Source organism: Wolbachia endosymbiont (group A) of Epistrophe grossularia (genome assembly GCF_947251435.1).
Taxonomy (GTDB): Bacteria; Pseudomonadota; Alphaproteobacteria; order Rickettsiales; family Anaplasmataceae; genus Wolbachia; species Wolbachia pipientis.
In genome coordinates, this window is record NZ_OX366363.1 from 573,167 (window position 1) to 589,050 (window position 15,884).

Below are 15,884 nucleotides of genomic sequence, written 5' to 3' on the forward strand. Positions count from 1 at the left end.
AACATGATCGCTGTGTATAATAAGATGTATCTTGTTACTTGTAATAAAACGCCAGTTATCGTTATTATACTTTTTAAAGTATTTTCTTTTTATCCAGCATTTCCCTTTGTTTGGGTGCCTAAAGACTGACCTTACCAAGAAAAAGTGGAGAGAAAGAAAAGAGTTTTTTTGGGTAAAATAAAATTTTGGAGGATTAGAAATGGTAAGAGAATATACAGCAGAATTCAAATTGGAAGCTGTTAAACTGGCAAATGAACAAAGAAAGGTAGGTCAACCAGTTGCAAAAGTAGCAAGAGATCTAGGAATAAGGGATAGTGTATTAGGAAAATGGATGAAGAAATATAACGAAAAAAAGTCAGCAGCAAATGCATTTCCAGATGTAGCACCTTATGACAAAGAGAGATTTGATTTACAGAAAGAGTTAGCAAAAGTAACAAGAGAAAGAGACATTTAAAAAAAAGCCCTGGCCAGTCAAAAAGAGTAAAATATTTTTTTATAAAAGAGCATAGTAACTGCTATAAAGTACAGGAATTATATAGGATTTTCTGCTAGTGGCTACTATAAGTGGACCACAAGAAAAATAAGCAGTAGAGAATCAGCAAATAAAGAGCTACTCGAAGCTATTCAAAAAATATATCAAGTTTCTAAATGTAGATATGGAGCTCCTAAAATTCATGCTGAATTGAAGGCTTTGGGTAAAAGTTGCAATTTGAAAACGGTGCAAAGTATTATGCAGAAAAATGACATCAGGGCTATACTGAGAAGAAAGTTTAAAATTAAAAAACAACAAACAGATAATAGAGCTGTAGCTCCCAATATACTAGATCAAAACTTTATTGTTGATCAACCAAATAAAGTATGGGATTACTTACATCAAAACCAAGGAGGGATGGCTATATTTGGCAGCAATAATTCTCACGTATGGTAGTTAATGAGTAATGCAATAAATAAACAATTGGTTATGAACTCTTTATTAATGGCCATTAATAGGCGTAAACCTGTTAAAAATCTACTGCTGCACAGTGACCAAGGTTCACAATATACTTTGCAAGGTTATCAATATCTCTTAGCTGTAAAGAATATAGATGAGTAATAAAGGCTATTGTTACGACAATTCTGTTGCAGAAAGCTTCTTTAGCTCATTGAAAAGAGAAATACTTATTGATACTTCACAACACTCTGCTCAACAAACTAGAACTGCAATATTTGAATACATAGAAATTTTTTATAACAAACAACGTCACTATTAACTATTGCATTCCAGAACAATTTGATGCATCATTCTTTTTGTAAAAAACATTCCAAACTTTCTCTCCACTTTTTCTGGGTAAGGTCAGTTGGATTTTCACCAACTGTATTCTAAACGCTTACTTGGCGCACCCATAACAAAAATGCCTGAAAAACGTTAATAATTATATACTATTATTAATAATTATTCAACCATATTTTAAGCTTACAATTTTGAGCTTAACTGACGCTTATGGATAGGGGCAACTCTATCACCCTGTGTTATGTTTATTTTCTAACGGACGCTGATTTTTGTATCGTAATTTCTTGCTATAAATTGGTTATATAAGAGCTGGCTTCTAAAATTTTATAACCCTAATTTGAATTAACAGACAGTAGAATCGAAAGATTATTACAAGGAGAAATCTACACAGATCGACCCTTTTGTGAATCTGCGTTTCTGCTTTCTTCAACTTGTTTTGCAAAAGATGTTTCCGGTTTCTGAAGTGGCTTAGCAATTTCACGCACAACGGCAATAACTGCTGTTAAAAACGTTTTTAACAATGCACCTAAAGCTCCACCAACTGCTTCCCTGCCATATATATGAGCTTGCTTTTCGTTACCGTCAGCAGTTTCCCCTGCCCTCCTTCTTGGATCCATCCTATGAGCAATCACCGAAAACAACACTCCCCTGATTGAAGACTTCACTTTTTCCTTTGCTTCGTGGACATCCCCATCTTTTGCTGTTTCATGTCCATGACTTAAGTGTTTAGCGTTCATTAGCTCCTTTTGTTGCTGGACAAACATGCTACTTAATACTTCTTCTATCACTTGCTTTCTTCTCTTCTCTCTAACTCTTTTCATAGATTCTGATTTATCGCGAGTGTGTTTGGTAGTTTCAAATTCTGCATCAATATCTTCGGACGCAGCCTGACTATATAAAGTCTCTATGAGCCTGTCTATGCTTCGCTTTATTTGCATAGTCCTTTCGTAACTATCCGAATTATCAATTCCTTCGTCGATCTGATTTAGAATATCCTCAAAAACTTTCAAATAGTCTTGAATATACTGTATTATGTATTGCTTATCTTCCTCTTTGTGTTGTTCTTCTTGATTTTGCTGATTTTCATTTTCTAAACTTTTCTCTCTTTTATCATCGTTATTTTCTTCAATATCATCACCGTCTTCCTCGAAAAGGTCTTTGTCGTTCATGATTTTTTTTAATTTAGTTAAAATTCTCACCAGTTACTATTGTATATGAAAAAATTAAATTAACATTAATGAAAAGCGTTTACAACTTCAGCGCTAGCTAAAACGACAGTAAAGCTGTCAAAAGTAACAGGATCATAATACCTCTCATACAGTTCAATTGAACATCGTAATCTGATCTTTTCTTTAGCATTAAAACTAATTTCATAATCATTATTAGAGTTTAGCATAGCAGAATTACGTAATAATTCATCAGCTAATACAGAGTCTAAAATTCCATTAATTTTTATCGTAATGTGTCTGCTTCCAGCACAATCGAGCACTTTCCTCCAGCCAAAAGAAGAAATATCTTTCACCTCTTCTCTGTTATTACGCAAAGTAAATCTTAGGTTTCTTATATTATTTAACACAATAAAATTATTGTCATGATCTTTAATTTTTAGCTGTAATTTGCTCATTATCACCTCCTTTTATTAAAATATCAAAATTAATTGTTGAATGTAAAATTTCATCGTGCTGATCCATAGCACAATTACTTTCTAAAATGGCCTTATTATTAAAACCTTCAATGCTCTTAAGTATCAAGTTAACATGCTTTGTAATGGCAAACATACTGTCTATATGATAAGTATATATGTCGCATGAAAATCTTGCCTTTGTAGCAAAATTGGACAGCATGTGCAGATTATTATAATTCACTACATGCAATCTCAGGTAAGGAATGGTGACCTGTTTAGGTAAGTAGTCATAAATGTTAGTAACATATTTCCTTAAATCAGAGTTTGCTTTTAGTGCTTCATAAATGCTACTGTACAACTCGTTTATAGCTTGAATTTTTTTCATAATTAACCCTCGAAAGATATATAGAAACTCGTCATCCCGCTGCTTGTTAGCGGGATCTATGTTAAGAGATACCGCGAATGAATCGCGGTATGACGTTGGCAAGTCTTATTTACTTTAGCTATATTTCATCCTTATCTACAAAACAACCTTTGGTTCGCGAAATGGAGAATATACCTTCTTCACTTCAGATAAATGGCTACTTACCTCCGATTCACGATCTTTGTAAATAGCAGAAACATGCCGCATAATACCTAGTTTTATCTGCTCAGGAACATTGTCATAGCCAGCCTCGTATACAACATCTGCTCTTATTACATTCAAATAATTGAAAAACTCAACGTAGCCCCCTACATCACTAAAATAATACTTAAGTGTTCTCTTCTCTTGACCTTTAGACATCATTGCAGTAGCCAATACTATCTTACTCACAGGGCCATAGCTTAAATAGATCCTACGAGGTACATAATCTTCATATGAAACTTGCCATGTTTGCTTTACTAGTGACTTTTCCATATGCCATTCAGCGTAATCAGTTGCCATAAAAATTAAACTTGAAATCAACTTATCATCCTGGTCGTTCTCAATGCGTAAAAAAGATTTAACCTCTTCTAAAGTAACTGGAAAAGATTCAGGCTTAGATTTACGTTGCACAGATATTCTTGGTGAAGTAGATCTTATTGACATAATAACCCTCCTTTTTGATATAGCTAGAATAAGTAAGGTTTACCTCGTGACAGCGTGGGGCAAATCTTACTTACTTTAGCTATGCAGCTTGCATGCAACATTAAGTTAAATTGGCGCAGCAACAACTCTGAGTGCTTTATCGTATGAATATATTAAGAAGAGAACGTATTAAAGCTGTTTCTCCTTTTTTGTTGATAAAATTTGAACTTATAGCATATTCAACTAGGCTAGATTTTAGTAGATTGACATTTTGAGAATGAATATTATTGAAGATGGAGTTTAACTCTTTAGCAAGCAGACTGCGAAATTTTTGCACACTGTCATATGCGATGTTCTCAAGTTCATGTGCAAATTTATCTTGAGCTATAGTTGTTATATCTTCAATTTCCTTATCAAACTCCTCCAGCTTTTTTCCCTTACTCTTAGAGCTTTTCGTAAAAGTTTTCATATTAATTAAACTCAACTACTTTTATGATTATAACTGTAATAAAAAAACTACCAAAGTAAAAAATTCGCACTACTGTGTAACTCATAACTGTACGAACATTGCAATTTGGGCCTACCAGGAGGGCAATGACTCTTATCCAAGTACCCTCTTCTTGTCATCCGAGTAGCTGACACTGGGATCCAGGAATTTTATTAAGTTGGTAAGCATAAAAGTAGCCGTTTTATGTTAAAACACAACGTTCTTGATGAGATTACGGCAAGGCTGGATTCCAGTGTCAAGCACTGGAATGACATCATCCTTTTTTGGGATTCCAGTGCAGCTACTTGCATCTGCCACCTGCAAACTGCAATGTTCGTACAGATGTAGGTGCTAAGTTTTACAAACACCGTTGTGCTGAACCTTGAATATCCACTTCTTTCAATTCAGTGGTAGGTTTTGGTTCAGCGATGGGTTTTGATATTGCGTATGTAACGCAACTAGCTAGCAATGCAGCAGATGTTACAAAAACTACAATTATTGGTAGAACAGACAAGTCGAAAGCAATACTGAGAGTAGCACCTACTGTTAACATAGTTACAAGATTCACAGAAGCAACTTTTAAGAAACTCATTTGTCTTTTTCCTGCTTTTTCTAGCGACACTTCATTTGTTTTAGTTTTTGTTTTGCCTAGTTCACCCTTAAGTGTTGTGTTTTCATTCTCCAGACTTTTTATTTTTTGTGTTAGTGATTCATTCTCTTTATTGAATTGTTTCAACTTAGTCTCATGTCCAACTATGCAACTTTTTGATTCTGCTAGTTCCTTTTGCGCTTTTTCTAACAACACTTTTGTTTTAGAATGCTTATTTTCGTTTTCTTCTAATTCGCTATTAAGTGTTGTATTTTTACTTTCTAGATCTTGTATTTTTTGTTCTAGTGGTTCATTCTCTTCATTGAGTTTCTCCAGTGCTTCCAATTTAGTCTCGTGTCCAGTGATATAACTTCTCAATTCTGTTAGTTCCTTTTGCGCTTTTTCTAATGGTACTTCGTTTTTTTTAGTTTTTTCTAATTCACCCTTAAGCGTTGCGTTTTTACTTTCTAGATCTTGTATTTGTTGTTTTAGTGATTGATTCTCTTCCTTTTGAGATCGCAGTGCGTTTTCTAGAGTCTGATTATCAACATTTTCCTCAACATGATTTGCCCCATCATGATTTATTTCGGAACGGGAAGAGGTATTAGATGCAGTCTCAAGTCCTAATTCTAGACCGCTGTCCTCACTATCACTTTCATCAGTAAGAATCCGTTTATCACTATATGTAGCATTTGTTTTTTTCGATGACTCAATTTTTTCTACCATATTCTTAACACTAACACGTAGGCATTGCTCATCTGCTGTACTGTCACTACTTTCACCCGTAACAGAAGTCTGTTTATCATTACGTGTAGCATCGTGTTGTTTCAAATAAGGACTTATAACATTTGCTGGTGCAGCAGCTGCATTATTCCCGTTCACAACTAAACCTTCTGGAGTTTTATTCGTTTTTATTATGATATCTCTTGGAGTTTTGTCTTTATTTTTTTCTAATTTAGAATTTGCTTTAGCATCTAGTAAATGCACTATCTCTTGATCACTATTCGAAGTAGCAATGTCCAAAGGAGTCAGTCCAGAGTGATCTTTCATAGTAACACTTACTTTGTTTTCCAGTAGGAGCTTCACCATTAATGCATCACCGCATTGTACAGCAAAATGTAATAATGTACCTCGTGCTGTAGTGCCATCTGGCATTTGCAGCTTAAATTCGTGATTTTTATAAAAATCGTTAGATTTAAATATGTTATATACTATTGTATATGGAGAATCTATTCCGTTCTCATCACTCTTTTCTTTTAATTTATCTTGTACTTTTTTTAATACATTATCACTGCTTAAGTCTCTGCTTTCACTTACTTCTTGTATTATTTCAAAAAACTTTTCCCTTTTCATTTCCATAACTTTTACACCTAATTTATTTATTATTGCTAAACAGTCTCACAAAAAAGTTAAATTTGTCGAAATTCCATGTTTGATCTAAAAATTAGTCATAAACATTTTCTATGCAAGTAGCTGACACTGGTTCATTCTATAATGGTGTCACAGCAGTCCTACATCATGCCACCGCGAACCGTCATACCGCGATTCATTCGCGGTATCTCATCCGCTAACTGTTCTCCCTCATCATACCGTCACGGTATCTCCAGATCCCGCTAACAAGTAGCGGGATGACGAGTTATAGCACTTCTCATAATAGTCCAAAAAAGGTAAGATATGGATTTATAGTAGTGATGGTAAGCATGCCAGCAGCATATAGTTATGACTTAAGGAAAAAGGTAATGGAAGCATTGGATGAAGGAGAGAGTGGAGAAACTGTTGCCAAGAGATTTAAGATTGGAAAAACAACTTTATATGAGTGGAAGAAAAGACGTGAGAAAACGGGAGATTTTCAGTCAAAAAAGCCTGGAAGCGTGGGCTATAACCATAAAATTACCGACTGGAATGCATTTACCGAATTTGCAAATGAGCAAGGTGGTAAAACTCAGTCAGAGATGGCTAAGCTTTGGGGCAATATTAGTAGACAAACGATTCATCGAGCACTTAAAAATATAGGATTCACAAGAAAAAAAAGACCTACGGGTATAAAGAAAGAAATGAGGAAAAGCGAGCTCAATTTGCAAGGGTTATAGCGACAAAAGAACCTAAAAACTTAGTGTATATAGATGAGTCTGGCATTGATAACACTGAAGACTACCCCTATGGGTATTGCCAGAAAGGACAGCGGTTTTATGCCCTAAAATCTGGAAAGAAAACTCAACGAATCAGTATGGTTGCAGCCTTAAGTAGAAGAAAGATAGTTGCTCCATTAACCTTTGAAGGCCACTGTAATATGGATGTTTTTAATGGATGGTTTGAGCAATTTTTGACACCAATCTTGGAACCTGGACAAACTGTCATTCTTGACAATGCTACTTTTCATAAGTCTGATAAGATTATCGAGCTTGCTAAAGGAGTTGGTGCAGAAATTTTGTATCTGCCTCCATATTCTCCAGATTTCAACAAAATTGAGCATTATTGGTTTGCTATAAAAAACAGAGCCAGGAAAAACATTCCTCTATTCGAATCCTTTCGTCGTGCTGTTGATTCTGCCTTCCTATGACCTGTTCGGACTATTATGAGAAATGCTATACTATACCACCGCGAACCGTTATACCGCGATTCATTCGCGGTATCTCATCCGCTAACTGTTCTCCCTCATCATACCGTCACGGTATCTCCAGATCCCGCTAACAAGTAGCGGGATGACGATTGTCAGGGTGTCATCCCAGCGCCCCTATGATGTCATCCGAGTAGCCGACACTGGTTCCTCTATGATGGCAGTGCCCCTATGGTGTCATTCCAGTGCTTGACACTGGAATCCAGCCTTTCCATAATCATCAAAACATTGTATTTTAACGTAAAACAGCTATTTTTATGCTCACCAACTTAATAAAATTCCTGGATCCCAGTGTCAAGCACTGGGATGACAAGATATAAACCTTATCGTCATACCGCCACAAACCGTCATACCGCCGCGGTATCTCTAGATCCTGCTAACAAGTAGCGGGATGACGATTGTCGTTTAGCCATAAACATTAAGAAATTTACCAAATAAAAAAAAAGGCAAAAGAAGCCCTGGGGTTATTATCTGCTTTAAAATATTGGCGTTTTTTATGCTTTAAACGCTTGACAAGCAAGATTTAGCTGCTTTTAATTGCAACTAACCTACGCTGCAAATGTTTAAGAAATTTACTAAGCAGAAAAAAAGACAAAGAATCCCCGAGTTAGCTAGTCTTTTACTATCTCTGTCGAGTATTGGCATTTTTTGATGTCTTGTAACGCTTTATAAGCGCGTTCAGCTTATTTAGATAAAAATCTAGATGTAGATGAAGTTTTGTAAAGACATACAGTATCTATATACTGCAAAAAATTGAACATAAGACGCCGATACATTAAGTAATCCTTACCTTTTAATCTGCAGATTGGCGAAAGCAAATACAATAGCTCCAGTTTCATGATAAGGGGGCTGGCGGAGTTTGTCAAGGAAGTTTTTTCGTTTCTGCGGACTACCTGGATTAATATTATATAGAAGGTTTGCTGCCAATAAAGCCTAAACTTACCAAATACATTTCTGTAGATTCAGATCTACTTGACTTTGGTTTAAAGTATTTTACTGTTTTAAACATTTTTTTTAGCTCGTTACAAAAATCTTTATCAGATTCTCCTTGGAAAATTTTTACTACAAACGTGCCACCATGGCTCAAGAAATGCTTTGCAAAATTGAGCGCTGCTTCGCATAAAAGCATAATTCTGATATGATCCAACGATTTTAAACCACAAGATTCGGGGGCCATGTCAGATAAAATTACATCAAATTTTTGATCCTTGAATTTTTCTCTTAAAATTTCAAACTCATTGATAATATCACATTGTATAAACTCTACTCCATTAATTGCGTTCATTGGTTTTATGTCAAGAGCAACCACATTTGCACCTTTCTGAGATGCAACTTGTGACCATCCACCAGGAGAAGCACCAAGATCAATAATTTTTTGCCCTTCTTGGAATAATTTAAATTTGTTATCCATTTCTACCAGCTTATATGCTGAGCGTGACCTATAACCATCCTTGCTAGTTTTTTGCACATACTGATCATTCAAATGACGATGTAGCCACCTTGTTGAAGATAGTTTTCTGCCTCTAGCCGTCTTTACTCTAGTTTTTATTGCTAATACCCTACTTATTATTGATTATATCTTTAAGCTCTTTTTCAACTACTTCTTTTACCAGTGCATGTAGATATTTATTCAGCCATTCTGAGAGCTGAGGTTTTAAAAGAGATGTAACTAATTCTTCAACAGTAAGGTTCGCTTTTTTTTGTTGTTTATGCTGTAATTCGTTTTGCATTTTTCCAAGCAACGCTTTGATCTCTTCCATATTCTCTTTTAAAATTAGATGATCGTTATTTTGCGCTTGTAAGCCGCTATTACTCGCTTTGTTATTACTCATTTGGATATTATCGTACAAATAAATATCTTTTTTTTCTTCTGAATTGTAGCTATGGCCATTAAATTGGTTATTGTTGCAAGCCATTTCCTCACTTTGGTCATCATTATCAATGTCCTCTTTTTCATTATTTTCTTTTTTGCCATCTTCTTCTATTTCTTCTGGATACTCTTCCTCAAGGTATAGCACATCATCATTTTCATCCTTTATTTCTGCTTTATCGTTACTCGCGTTTTTACCCGATATAGCTTTTTTTATATCTTCTAGGATATCTTTTACAGATTGATTGCCTTGTTCATCATGCATAGTGCTAATACCATTAAATTTAGAGGTCTATACTATTTATCATAAAAAGCAAGTTGTAAACACTAATCACATAATTGCTTTTTGCTTCAACTAAGTCTGAACGTGCTTTAAATAATGCATCTTCAGTGTCTAAAAGGTCAGATGTACTCTTTAAATTTAAGTTTACTTCTTGCTCAACTCCTTCCAATGCTAGAGCTGCTGCTTTTTCCGCTTCTTGACTTGCTTTGATAATGGCCTTTGCTGTCAACACATTATTCCAAGCATTTACAACTGCTTGTTCTATATTTTTTACCGTTTCATAATAATCGTAGGTAGATTTTTTTGCATCCATTTTAGCTTTACTGACACCAAAAGCATTAACTCCTCTCTTAAAGATCGGAACATCAAGAGTAAAAACTACATGAACATTTTCTAATAGTTTGTCTACCTTCATACCATCCTCCCCAAAATTTTTGCTTGCACTTAGATTTAAAGAAGGAAGCCACTTGGAGCTTTCAGCAATCACTTCCATTCCGGCTGCTCTTTTTTGATAAACTGCTGCTTTTAGAGATAAATTATTGGTTTTTGCTAACTGTAAACATTCATTTAGCTCTGGAACAGAAGGTAGTTTATCATTAGCTTCAGAAAGGTCATCAGCATCTTCGCCAATCAAATGATAATAAGCAATATTTACCAACTTTAATTTACCTTCAGCATCAACTCTTTCGGATATAGAAGACGAAAATTTTGCTTTTGCTAACAAAACTTCAGCATTGGTTACCTCTCCAAGGGAAAAGCGTTTTTTCATAGCTGACAAATGTTCCAAAGAAACGCGTTCTTTATGTTCTCTGAGCTTTAATATTTCTGTCTTTTGTAAAACATTAACATATGCTTTCACAGCATTAAGTGCAAGCTCTTGTTTTAATTGCTGAAATCGCATCTTTTCTGCTTTGAGAAGATGGCTTGATCGACTGAATGTGGCAAAGGTACCACCGCCATCGATTAATTTCTGGCGCAATGTAAGTTTTTTTTCAGATGTATCAAGATTAAAGTTACTATCGAAATTGTATTGCAAATTAATGTCAGGTAAAAATCCAGCTAACCCAGAAGATTTATAGTGTTTTTCTGCGCTTTTATATTGGTAAAATTGAGACTTTATTTTTGAGCTATTTTTGATGGCTTTGCTTATCACTTCTCCCACATCGGTTGCATAGCAACTTATAGTATTAAAAATGATCGCAAGTGTGATAATCAATCGAAACATTCTAATTCCTATGCATATTGGTTGCGCAGCTCAATTACTAACATAAATTACTTTAATAATCAATAACTAATATTGTTGACACTATTGAGAAATTAAGTATATCATAGCTTACTATTGTTGGATCAAATAATGAAGACTTTTTTCTTAAAGGAGAAACAAATCAATAAAAAGTGGTTTGTCATAGATGCAGAAGGATTAGTGGTAGGGAGGCTTGCAGCATTTGTAGCGACACTATTACGTGGAAAGCATAAACCTGAGTATACGCCTCATATGGATTGTGGCGATAATGTAATTATTATCAACGCAGAAAAGGTGCATTTCACCGGAAAGAAGCTTAAAGATAAAATTTACTATAAGCATACAGGTTATTCTGGTGGTTTGAAGAAAACTACTCCAGATAATATTTTAAATGGCAAATTTCCTGAGCGTGTAATAGAAATGGCAGTGAAAAGGATGCTTGATGATGGGCCTATGGCACGTAGACGCTTTGAAAATTTGTATGTTTATTCTGGTTCAGAGCATAAGCATCAAGGACAGCAACCTGAAAAGATAGATTTTGCCTCTTTGAATCGTAAAAATAAAAAGTAATGGAGTAAAAATGAAGAGTTCTACAATAAATAACAATGATTGGTCAGAAAAGACAATTAAATCAGCAGTTGATTCGCTTGGTCGTTTATATGCTACAGGCCGAAGAAAAGAATCTGTAGCAAGAGTATGGATAAAGCCGGGGAGTGGAAAATTTAGTGTTAACAAAAAAGGCGATCTAATTTCTTATTTTAAAAGAGAGTCAGTGTGCCAAATAGTAAAAATGCCATTTGTTGCAACTTCCACATTGGATAAATACGATGTATTTGCAACTGTAAAAGGTGGAGGGCTATCTGGTCAAGCAGGTGCTCTAGCTCATGGAATAAGCAGAGCTTTAAGTAGTGTAAGCCAAGATTTGCATTCTATACTACGTAATGGTGAGTTCTTAACTAGAGATTCACGTGTTGTTGAACGTAAGAAATATGGTCAACATAAAGCTCGGAAAAAGTGTCAATTTTCTAAGAGATAGTTATTTTATAGGGGTGTTTTTTTGTAAGTATTATACAAATATTTGCAAAAATGTATGATATCCTCTATTTTTGTGATGAATTTAGTTGACTATCGGTGTCAACATAATATGCTATTTATGTGATTTTTTCAATATTAAGGTAATTTATGAGTAAAGAAGATATAATAAAACAATTAAAGGAAGATTGTTCTAGTCAGAATATAGATATAACAAAATCTGATTTGAGCAAGATTCATGATGCGTTTATTAAAATAATAAAGAATGAGCTGCATGGGAAAGGTGAAATACGTTTGCATGGAATAGGAACATTTTCTACTGCTATCAGTCAGGAAAAACAATGTCGTAACCCCCAAAGTGGTCAGATCATGACTGTTCCTAAAAAGACAAGGGTAAAATTTAAAGCAAGCCAAACTCTTTTAAGTATTTTAAATGAGAAGGAAAAAGCAGCAGTTAGTTAGACATTGTCATTTTCATTGTTTTTACTACGCTGTGTAAGCCGTAAAATACAGCTTCGCTAATTAAATAGTGGCCTATGTTAAGAGCTGAGATGTGAGGTATTCTTGTCATCTTCTTAGCGTGTTTATAAGTTATGCCATGTCCTGCGTGGCATTCTATTCCTAATTTATTGACGTACTCTGCAGCATTAGTAATTAACTGTAACTTTTTTTCTGATGGATTATCACAGTAATCCCCTGTGTGAATTTCTATTATGTCAGGTTTTGTCCCTAGCTTTTCAAGATATTTTAGTTGATCAATATTTGGATCGATAAACAGTGAGACTTTTATGCTAGAGCTATGCATTTCCTCTATTATACTAGAAAGTTTACTGTGCATATTCACGATATCCAGGCCACCTTCGGTTGTTAATTCTTCTCTTTTTTCTGGTACTATACTAATCGAATAGGGTTTTACCTTTTTTGCTATTTCAAGCATTTCTTCCGTGGCTGCAATTTCAAGATTTAGCTCAGTGCTAATGCTTTTTTTTAGGTTAAATACGTCTTCATCTCTAATATGCCTTCTATCTTCTCGTAAGTGTACAGTAATAAAGTCTGCTCCAGCGTCAATGGCTATTTCTGCTGCTTTCAATGGATCTGGATAAGAAGTTCCGCGTGCGTTGCGGAGGGTTGCAACGTGATCGATATTAACACCTAGTTTCACAATCTACCTCAGAAATTATTTATAGATTATACATGTTATTAGGTTTTTTGCATAGTCATTGTTTGACCTTATCCAGAAAAAGTGGAGAGAAAGAAAAGAGTTTTTTTGGGTAAAATAAAATTTTGGAGGATTAGAAATGGTAAGAGAATATACAGCAGAATTCAAATTGGAAGCTGTTAAGCTGGCAAATGAACAAAGAAAGGTAGGTCAACCAGTTGCAAAAGTAGCAAGAGATCTAGGAATAAGGGATAGTGTATTAGGAAAATGGATGAAGAAATATAACGAAAAAAAGTCAGCAGCAGATGCATTTCCAGGTAGAGGTAACATGGCTCCTTACGACAAAGAGAGGTTTGATTTACAAAGCAAGAGTAACAAGGGAAAGAGACATTTAAAAAAAAGCCCTGGCCAGTCAAAAAGAGTAAAATATTTTTTTATATAGTAACTGCTATAAAGTACAGGAATTATGTAGGATTTTCTGCTAGTGGCTACTATAAGTGGACCACAAGGAAAATAAGCAGTAGAGAATCAGCAAATAAAGAGTTATTAGCAGATATTCAAAAAATATATCAAGCTTCTAAATGTAGATATGGAGCTCCTAAAATTCATGCTGAATTAAAGGCTTTGGGTAAAAGTTGCAATTTGAAAACGGTGCAAAGTATTATGCAGAAAAATGACATCAGGGCTATACTGAGAAGAAAGTTTAAAATTAAAAAACAACAAACAGATAATAGAGCTGTAGCTCCCAATATACTAGATCAAAACTTTATTGTTGATCAACCAAATAAAGTATGGGATTACTTACATCAAAACCAAGGAGGGATGGCTATATTTGGCAGCAATAATCGATCTATATTCACGCATGGTAGTTGGCTGGTCAATGAGCAGTTCAATAAATAAACAATTGGTTATGGACTCTTTATTAATGGCCGTTAACAAGCGTAAACCTGCCAAAAATCTACTATTACATAGTGATCAAGGTTCACAATATACTTCGCAAGGTTATCAATATCTCTTATCCATAAAAAACATAGATGAGTCATAAAGGTTGTTGTTACGACAATTCTGTTGTGGAAAGCTTCTTCAGTTCTCTAAAAAGGGAGTTACCAATGGACACCTCTCGGCACTCTAAACAGCATATCAAAACTGCTATATTTGAATACGTAGAAATTTTTTATAACAAACAACGTCACTATTAGAGGTTGTCCACAAACCAAGGAATACGTAGTATATAAAGAAAGAATATTGAGGTAAGAGATGAGGAAAAAATATCCAACAGATTTAAGTAAAAGGGAATGGGCAAGAATAGAAAAACACTTCAGAGTATCGTACAAGAAAGGAGGAAGGCCACCAAAATACAGTAAGTGTGAGATAGTAGATGCAATTCTTTATATACTGCGCACAGGATGTCAATGGCGCTATTTACCACACGATTTTCCGCCGTGGAAGGCTGTGCATGAACAGTTTAGAAGATGGAAAAAGCAGGGAATTTTTGAGAAAATGAACTATGATATCACTAAATATAGTAGGTCAAAAATGGGAAGCCGAGCGCATGCATAGTGGACAGTCAATCGGTAAAAACCACGGAAAAAGGTGGGTCAAAGGTTATGATGGTGCGAAAAAGGTAAAGGGGAGAAAAAGACATATAATCACAGATACTCAAGGATTTGTGCTTGGTTGCTATGTAGGAGCTGCAAGCGAAAATGACAGAGATGGGGTGAAGATGGCATTGGACAATATGAAGGAAAAATACAGCAATATTAAGAAAATGTGGGCTGATATGGGATACCAAGGAAAAGATTTAAAGGATTACGTAAAGAGAGAATATGGGATAGATATTGAAATTGTCAAAAGGCCTCCATGTAGGTTTTGGGTGCATAAAGATACACCACTAGAACTATTGCCACAACGGGATGGCTTTGTTGCATCGCTACTTATGAAAGGCTAACTATAGTTAGGATTATAAGTAACCTATTGAAAATCTTGTTTTTTTGCAATCAATCTGATCAAATTTAAGAATAGTAATTTATTATTTACATTAATAAATTTAATTCTATTGAAAATAGCTAAAGCATTGAAATTCTTGAATTTTAGCCGGATTAGTGAGTGGTAGTGAAATTTCTTTTACTCAAATTTAGGTATTCACTGACCGTTCTTGTTATAAATACCAGAATAATAAGCTACTGATATTCTCCATCTTTTTTATCTTTAATCCATCATAGCTAGCGATGCAACAAAGCCCAACGGGATCCTGGATTTTCAGTACAGCCGAGAAGGTGGGTGGTAGAGAGGACTTTTGCTTGGATCAATAGAAATAGAAGGCTATCAAAGGAGTACGATTTACTTACAACATCTACTGAAAGTTTCATATATCTGGCTATGAGTAAAGTTATGTTAAGTAGGGAATATGCTTGATTTACTGGTTTGTGGACAACCTCTAACTATTGCATTCCAGAACAATTTGATGCATCATTCTTTTTGTAAAAAACATTCCAAACTTTCTCTCCACTTTTTCTGGGTAAGGTCAATTGACAACTGTCCACTTTCTATTCCCATGGATTCATATTTTTTGCCTTGACCAAGAAAAAATTCAGCTATTGCCTTACTTTCTCTTGCAACAACTTCTTCCTTAACAATTTTTCCTTTCTCATCAACGATACTT

At 34.8% G+C, this 15,884-nt stretch carries 15 protein-coding genes and 4 pseudogenes; 9 read left to right on the forward strand and 10 right to left on the reverse strand.

Going from position 1 to position 15,884, the window contains the following annotated elements; genetic code table 11:
• Positions 1-199 precede the first annotated feature (199 nt).
• Positions 200-1,293 (forward strand): annotated as a pseudogene (locus OPR28_RS07125) (IS3 family transposase).
• A 360-nt stretch (positions 1,294-1,653) separates the two neighbouring features.
• On the opposite strand, the gene OPR28_RS02750 reads toward OPR28_RS07125, so the two are convergent.
• The 5 genes from OPR28_RS02750 to OPR28_RS02770 form a co-directional block, all read right to left on the reverse strand.
• On the reverse strand, positions 1,654-2,439 hold the full coding sequence (locus tag OPR28_RS02750) for a hypothetical protein (RefSeq protein ID WP_265023461.1): 786 nt from the start codon (positions 2,437-2,439) through the stop codon (positions 1,654-1,656).
• Positions 2,440-2,504: 65 nt separating this feature from the next.
• Positions 2,505-2,894 (reverse strand): phage tail protein, encoded by a 390-nt coding sequence (locus OPR28_RS02755; protein ID WP_265023462.1) that lies wholly within the window; start codon positions 2,892-2,894, stop codon positions 2,505-2,507.
• The gene (locus OPR28_RS02760) at positions 2,869-3,279 is read right to left on the reverse strand and encodes a DUF3168 domain-containing protein (protein ID WP_265023463.1); all 411 of its coding nucleotides are present in this window, start codon (positions 3,277-3,279) and stop codon (positions 2,869-2,871) included. The genes OPR28_RS02755 and OPR28_RS02760 overlap by 26 nt, the downstream gene beginning before the upstream one ends.
• A 135-nt stretch (positions 3,280-3,414) precedes the next feature.
• A complete protein-coding gene (locus OPR28_RS02765) occupies positions 3,415-3,963 on the reverse strand; it encodes a head-tail connector protein (protein ID WP_265023464.1) in 549 nt (182 codons plus the stop codon).
• 136 nt (positions 3,964-4,099) lie between these two features.
• Positions 4,100-4,411, reverse strand: a complete 312-nt coding sequence (locus OPR28_RS02770; RefSeq protein WP_182319877.1) for an ECH_0659 family protein — start codon at positions 4,409-4,411, stop codon at positions 4,100-4,102.
• A 222-nt stretch (positions 4,412-4,633) separates the two neighbouring features.
• On the opposite strand from OPR28_RS02770, the gene OPR28_RS02775 reads away from it, so the two are divergent.
• Positions 4,634-4,777, forward strand: coding sequence for a hypothetical protein (locus tag OPR28_RS02775; protein ID WP_265023465.1), 144 nt, complete (start codon positions 4,634-4,636; stop codon positions 4,775-4,777).
• 10 nt (positions 4,778-4,787) lie between these two features.
• On the opposite strand, the gene OPR28_RS02780 is transcribed toward OPR28_RS02775, so the two are convergent.
• The gene (locus OPR28_RS02780; protein ID WP_265023466.1) at positions 4,788-6,377 is read right to left on the reverse strand and encodes an ankyrin repeat domain-containing protein; all 1,590 of its coding nucleotides are present in this window, start codon (positions 6,375-6,377) and stop codon (positions 4,788-4,790) included.
• 341 nt (positions 6,378-6,718) lie between these two features.
• Here OPR28_RS02780 and OPR28_RS02785 point away from each other — a divergent pair.
• Positions 6,719-7,578, forward strand: a protein-coding gene (locus OPR28_RS02785) for an IS630 family transposase (protein ID WP_265023390.1) whose coding sequence is annotated in 2 segments (ribosomal slippage) — positions 6,719-7,040 and positions 7,040-7,578 — 861 coding nt in all. Because the reading frame shifts where the segments join, the coding sequence is not laid out codon by codon here.
• A gap of 961 nt (positions 7,579-8,539) precedes the next feature.
• Here OPR28_RS02785 and OPR28_RS02790 read toward each other — a convergent pair.
• The 3 genes from OPR28_RS02790 to OPR28_RS02800 all read right to left on the reverse strand — a co-directional run bounded on the left by OPR28_RS02790 (position 8,540) and on the right by OPR28_RS02800 (position 11,013).
• Positions 8,540-9,118, reverse strand: a complete 579-nt coding sequence (locus OPR28_RS02790; RefSeq protein WP_010962344.1) for an RlmE family RNA methyltransferase — start codon at positions 9,116-9,118, stop codon at positions 8,540-8,542.
• Positions 9,119-9,194: 76 nt separating this feature from the next.
• The gene (locus OPR28_RS02795) at positions 9,195-9,770 is read right to left on the reverse strand and encodes a PopZ family protein (protein WP_010082598.1); all 576 of its coding nucleotides are present in this window, start codon (positions 9,768-9,770) and stop codon (positions 9,195-9,197) included.
• 19 nt (positions 9,771-9,789) lie between these two features.
• On the reverse strand, positions 9,790-11,013 hold the full coding sequence (locus OPR28_RS02800; RefSeq protein ID WP_006279873.1) for a TolC family protein: 1,224 nt from the start codon (positions 11,011-11,013) through the stop codon (positions 9,790-9,792).
• A gap of 129 nt (positions 11,014-11,142) precedes the next feature.
• On the opposite strand from OPR28_RS02800, the gene rplM reads away from it, so the two are divergent.
• The 3 genes from rplM to OPR28_RS02815 all read left to right on the forward strand — a co-directional run bounded on the left by rplM (position 11,143) and on the right by OPR28_RS02815 (position 12,525).
• On the forward strand, positions 11,143-11,601 hold the full coding sequence (rplM, locus tag OPR28_RS02805; protein WP_010082596.1) for a 50S ribosomal protein L13: 459 nt from the start codon (positions 11,143-11,145) through the stop codon (positions 11,599-11,601).
• A 10-nt stretch (positions 11,602-11,611) separates the two neighbouring features.
• Positions 11,612-12,067 (forward strand): 30S ribosomal protein S9, encoded by a 456-nt coding sequence (rpsI, locus tag OPR28_RS02810; protein ID WP_006279875.1) that lies wholly within the window; start codon positions 11,612-11,614, stop codon positions 12,065-12,067.
• Between the two features lie 146 nt (positions 12,068-12,213).
• Positions 12,214-12,525, forward strand: a complete 312-nt coding sequence (locus tag OPR28_RS02815) for an HU family DNA-binding protein (protein ID WP_010082594.1) — start codon at positions 12,214-12,216, stop codon at positions 12,523-12,525.
• Here the strand turns inward: OPR28_RS02815 and OPR28_RS02820 are convergent.
• Entirely contained in the window at positions 12,518-13,225 is a 708-nt protein-coding gene (locus tag OPR28_RS02820; protein WP_006279877.1) for a pyridoxine 5'-phosphate synthase, read from the reverse strand. The genes OPR28_RS02815 and OPR28_RS02820 overlap by 8 nt on opposite strands.
• A 136-nt stretch (positions 13,226-13,361) precedes the next feature.
• Between OPR28_RS02820 and OPR28_RS07130 the strand changes: the two are divergent.
• The 3 pseudogenes from OPR28_RS07130 to OPR28_RS02850 form a co-directional block, all read left to right on the forward strand.
• Positions 13,362-14,421 (forward strand): annotated as a pseudogene (locus OPR28_RS07130) (IS3 family transposase).
• 58 nt (positions 14,422-14,479) lie between these two features.
• Positions 14,480-15,137 (forward strand): annotated as a pseudogene (locus OPR28_RS02845) (IS5 family transposase); the annotation flags it as partial.
• A 338-nt stretch (positions 15,138-15,475) separates the two neighbouring features.
• Positions 15,476-15,637 (forward strand): annotated as a pseudogene (locus tag OPR28_RS02850) (transposase); the annotation flags it as partial.
• Positions 15,638-15,884 lie beyond the last annotated feature (247 nt).

Excerpts from the sequence above, each read along its gene's own strand:
- OPR28_RS02765 (WP_265023464.1), bottom strand. The coding sequence starts at position 3,963 with ATGTCAATAAGATCTACTTCACCAAGAATATCTGTGCAACGTAAATCT.
- OPR28_RS02760 (WP_265023463.1), bottom strand. The coding sequence starts at position 3,279 with ATGAAAAAAATTCAAGCTATAAACGAGTTGTACAGTAGCATTTATGAA.
- OPR28_RS02770 (WP_182319877.1), bottom strand. The coding sequence starts at position 4,411 with ATGAAAACTTTTACGAAAAGCTCTAAGAGTAAGGGAAAAAAGCTGGAG.
- rpsI (WP_006279875.1), top strand. The coding sequence starts at position 11,612 with ATGAAGAGTTCTACAATAAATAACAATGATTGGTCAGAAAAGACAATT.
- OPR28_RS02755 (WP_265023462.1), bottom strand. The coding sequence starts at position 2,894 with ATGAGCAAATTACAGCTAAAAATTAAAGATCATGACAATAATTTTATT.
- OPR28_RS02780 (WP_265023466.1), bottom strand. The coding sequence starts at position 6,377 with ATGGAAATGAAAAGGGAAAAGTTTTTTGAAATAATACAAGAAGTAAGT.
- OPR28_RS02815 (WP_010082594.1), top strand. The coding sequence starts at position 12,214 with ATGAGTAAAGAAGATATAATAAAACAATTAAAGGAAGATTGTTCTAGT.
- OPR28_RS02775 (WP_265023465.1), top strand. The coding sequence starts at position 4,634 with ATGTTAAAACACAACGTTCTTGATGAGATTACGGCAAGGCTGGATTCC.
- rplM (WP_010082596.1), top strand. The coding sequence starts at position 11,143 with ATGAAGACTTTTTTCTTAAAGGAGAAACAAATCAATAAAAAGTGGTTT.
- OPR28_RS02750 (WP_265023461.1), bottom strand. The coding sequence starts at position 2,439 with ATGAACGACAAAGACCTTTTCGAGGAAGACGGTGATGATATTGAAGAA.
- OPR28_RS02795 (WP_010082598.1), bottom strand. The coding sequence starts at position 9,770 with ATGCATGATGAACAAGGCAATCAATCTGTAAAAGATATCCTAGAAGAT.
- OPR28_RS02800 (WP_006279873.1), bottom strand. The coding sequence starts at position 11,013 with ATGTTTCGATTGATTATCACACTTGCGATCATTTTTAATACTATAAGT.